We start from the raw sequence: 4,328 nt of genomic DNA, 5'->3' as shown, positions 1-4,328 counted from the left end.
GAGGGCCTTGCCCAGCTTCTGGTGAAGGGCGAGGTGCCTGACACGTTGCGTGGCAAGCGGATCGTTGCGTTGGACGTCGGCGCGCTCGTGGCCGGAACGAAGTATCGGGGTCAGTTTGAGGAACGGCTGAAGACAGTTCTTCACGAGATAATGAGCACGAAGAAGATCATCTTGTTTGTTGACGAGCTCCACACGCTTGTGGGGGCGGGCTCGGCGGAGGGCTCGATCGACGCTGCGAACATGTTGAAGCCTGCGCTATCTAGGGGAGATATTCAGTGCATTGGGGCGACAACAGTCAAGGAGTACCGTCGGATAATAAGCAAAGATGGGGCTTTGGAGCGTCGGTTCCAAACGATAGTCGTTGACGCCCCATCTATCAAGGAGACCAAGAAGATACTCAGGGGTCTCAGGTCCAGGTATGAGGATTACCACAACGTCATAATCAGCGACAATGCGATAACCGCGGCCGTCGTCCTTTCAGACCAGTACATTTGCGACAGATTCTTCCCGGACAAGGCGATCGATGTGATGGACGAGGCCTGCGCTCGAAAGCGCTTCGTCGGCTCGGCCGTCCCGGAAGAGATACAGAACTATGAGGCGGAACTGGCAGCGATCTCCAAGCGCAAGGCCGAGTTGGTGAGCAATCAGGACTTTGAGGCCGCGGCTGAGCTCAGGGACGAGGGTGCGGAGCTCGTAGAGCGAATCGCCAAGGAGCGGTCGGAGTGGCGTCTGAGCTTGAAGAACATGCGGATGAAGGTTGACCGTTCGGACGTTGAGTTTGTTGTGTCCCGTTGGACAGGCGTGCCGGTCACCAAACTCAGCCTTACTGAGGCGTCCAGGTTCAAGTCGCTGGAGCGCGACCTGCGCAAGCAAGTGGTTGGGCAGGACGAGGCAATTGCGGCCGTCTGCCGGGCGATTAGGCGTTCTAGGGCTGGGTTCAAGAGTCCGGACCGGACTATCGGTGCGTTTCTGTTCTTGGGGCCGACAGGTGTGGGCAAGACAAAGCTCGCCCGAGCACTGGCGGAGGTAGTCTTCCACTCTCCTGACTCGCTGATCCGCTTCGACATGTCTGAGTTCATGGAGAAGCACACGGTCTCGAGGCTCATAGGTTCGCCGCCTGGCTACGTGGGCTATGGAGAGGGTGGCCAGCTGACGGAGAAGATGAGGCTTCGGCCTTACAGCGTGCTTTTGCTCGACGAGGTGGAGAAGGCGCATCAGGACATCTTCAGTATCCTGCTTCAGGTCTTGGAGGAGGGTAGGCTGACGGACGGGATGGGGCGCCTGGTGGATTTTCGTAACTGCATCCTGATCATGACCTCGAACATCGGCAGCAGGCTGATAAGTAAAGGCATTTCGGTGGGCTTTGGCGGAAACTCCAACGAGAAGCAAAGCGCAAGGATCAGAGAGATACTTGTCAAGGAGACGGCGCAGAAGTTCGCGCCCGAGTTCATGAATCGCCTCGACGAGGTTGTCTGTTTCAAAGAGCTCGATAAGCCGGCTCTCTTGGCGATTGCCTCGATGTTCATTGAAGAGCTCGACAGAAATGTCTCTCGGATGGAACTCCACGTGAAGGCGGCCGATCAGTCTCTGGAGTGGTTGGTTACACGGGCGATGGCACAGAAAGGCGGCGCAAGGCCGCTGAGGCGACTCGTTCAGAAGCATGTTGAGGACCCACTCGCAGATGAGTTCATTTCAGGCAAGATCAAGGTTGGCAGCCTTGTTACGATAACAGTTGAGGATGACAAAATAGCGTTTGTCCGGAGCAAGAGTCGAGGCGTAGTTGAGACAGAAGTTGGTGTGGATAGCGGCAAATAACGGCCCGATCAGATGAGGGGCGCCACATTTTCCGCTGCCGCAATCGCGCTTCTCATAGGACTATTGGCCCTGGGCTATTGCGTGGTTGGGGCGGCACCGGTTGTCAAGAGCGTTACGGTCGAGGGAGCCACGAGAATCTCGCCTGAGACTGTTCTTTTCTACATCAAAATAAAGCCCGGAGACACGTTCTCGCCGGCTGTCTTGAGTCAGCAGATACGCAACCTGTATGCGCTTGGCTTCTTTGATGACGTAAAGGCCTATACTGAACCGTTCGAGGGCGGGATAGCTCTGGTCTTCGAGGTCGTGGAGAGGCCTTTGGTGGATGCGATCAGGATCCGGGACAACGAAAAGGTCAAGGCTGACAAGATAAAGGAGAAGATCACAGTCGAGCTCAAGAAGCCCCTCGACAAGTCCAAACTGGTGGAGAGTGCGGTGGCGATCAGAGAGCTGTACCGCCAGAGGGGATTCTCGTATGCCAAGGTAACCCCAGATGTGGAGGAGGTGGCTCCCGGCTCGGTGGTTGTGGGCTTTGCGATTGACGAGCGAGCTAAGGTGAAAGTTTCGGACATAGTCTTCGGTGGAAACATTACGTTCTCGGACTTTCAGCTCAAGGGCCAGCTCTTGACGAGGGAGCGCTTCTGCAAACACCCGGTGAGCGGTTCGCGGTTTTTTTTCAGCAAGCTTGGGAAGTTTGATCCCGACCAGTTGGAGGGAGATAGAAGTAGGATCGAGCATTTCTACAAGAGCAACGGCTACATTGAGGTCAGTGTCAGCAGACCCACAGTCGAATATAGCGAGAAACGAGAGGGGCTGGTTCTCAAGTTCATGGTCTCGGAGGGGAAGCACTACAAGATCGGCACGACGGCCATCAAAGGTAACACCATTTTCTCCACAAGCACTTTGATGGAGGGGTTGCAGCACGTCATTATCCCCGGCCAGATGAGGTTTGGGATATTCCGGGGCTACGAGGGTAAGCTGACCAGCGGGGCGGATTATAGCCTCGCCGTGGAGGATGCGGCGATGGCGGCCATTCAGGAGCGTTACGGGAGCAGGGGGTACATTTACACCCATGTTCAGGCCAAGCACGAGCTGCACAGGGATGCCGCCACGGTTGATATACTGCTCACTATTGACGAGGGCGAGGAGTTCCGGCTTGGTTGGCTGTCTTTTTCGGGCAACACGAGGACGCGAGACAAGGTGCTCAGGCGTGAGATAAAGCTCGTTGAGGGAGATATTCTGGACATGACCAAGTTGCGTGCCGGCATCGACAGGGTGCGCTATTTAGGCTATATCGAGCCTGAGATCAAGCCCGAGCTGCATCCCAACCCAGAGAAGAAGACGGCCGACGTAAACATTGGCGTCAAGGAGGGGCGTCTGCACGAGCTCCGTTTCACAGCCAGCTACAGCAAATACCAGAGATTCGGGATAGGCGGCAGCATAGTGGAGCACAATTTTCTGGGTTACGGCCAGACTCTTGGCCTGACAGTGAACTTCAGCGAGAAGAGCAGCTCATACGAGATCAACTTCGAGGAGCCATATTTCTTCGACACCGATTACTCTTTCGGCGCGGGTCTTTACGATCACAAGACCGAGTACGAGTGGTACACGAGAGAGGCGGCTGGTGGTCGGCTGACGTTTGGTCGGCGACTTTCGGACCGGGTCCGTATTTCGGATACTTACCGGCTCGAGAACGTCCGCATGTCCGACATCGGCTCGGGAGAATACCGCGCTAACGAAAGGGATATGCACTGGGACCCGGACGTTTCCTCGGATGACAGGTTTGCGCCCCTTGAAAGCGACATAATCTACCAGGAGGAAACACGCCTGGTCAGCAGCGACATGGTCTCGATATGGTGGGATTCCAGGGACAGCTGGATAAGGCCGACGCGGGGCATCTACGCGTTGGCAAGCGGGCGGCTTGCAGGGTCATTTTTGGGTGGGGACAACGAATTCTACAAACTGAAGGCAGAACTGAGGCATTATTACCCTCTTTCGGACCGCTTCACGCTATCGACAAAAGGCCGACTCGAATACGGGGACGGTTACGGCGGCGAGTCCCTGCCGATATTTGAGAGGTATTATCTGGGCGGGGCTATTCTCGGCGGCCGTGGTTTCGACACTTACGAAATGGGTCCTAAAGACAAGGATGGCAACTCAGTTGGGGGGAACAAGTCGCTGCTGTTCTCGGCGGAGCTCTTCTATGTCCTAGCGGACCCACTGCACATCGGCGTGTTCTGCGACGCTGGGCAAGTTTTCCCGGAGGGTGAGAACTACGAGCTGGGAGAGCTTAGGACGAGTTATGGCGTAGAGGTCAGGATATTTGTCCCGATGTTTGTTTATCCGATCCGTCTGGTGTATGGTATTAAGCGCAAGCCGTTTGAGGGTGAGCAGAGTTCAAACTTTGATTTTGCCATAGGAATAGGGGATTAGAGTCGGCTTCGATGGCGCAGCATCCTGCACGTCGAGAGGGTGCGTCCGCAGCGGGGTGGCTTGGTGTGCATTTAATAGTGGGC

General features: G+C 55.8%; 2 protein-coding genes. Both read left to right on the top strand.

Annotated elements, in window-relative coordinates; all coding sequences use genetic code 11:
- Window positions 1-1,815: ATP-dependent Clp protease ATP-binding subunit (locus VM163_07365; GenBank protein HUT03691.1), on the top strand; the 1,815-nt coding region annotated here is incomplete at its 5' end.
- 12 nt (window positions 1,816-1,827) lie between these two features.
- Window positions 1,828-4,245, top strand: coding sequence for an outer membrane protein assembly factor BamA (gene bamA / locus VM163_07360; GenBank protein HUT03690.1), 2,418 nt, complete (start codon window positions 1,828-1,830; stop codon window positions 4,243-4,245).
- The last annotated feature ends 83 nt before the right edge of the window (window positions 4,246-4,328 follow it).

It is taken from the genome of bacterium, from assembly GCA_035527515.1.
Lineage (GTDB): Bacteria > B130-G9 > B130-G9 > B130-G9 > B130-G9 > B130-G9.
Note: the sequence above shows the minus strand (reverse complement) of the source record. Positions and strands in the feature narration are given on the sequence as shown.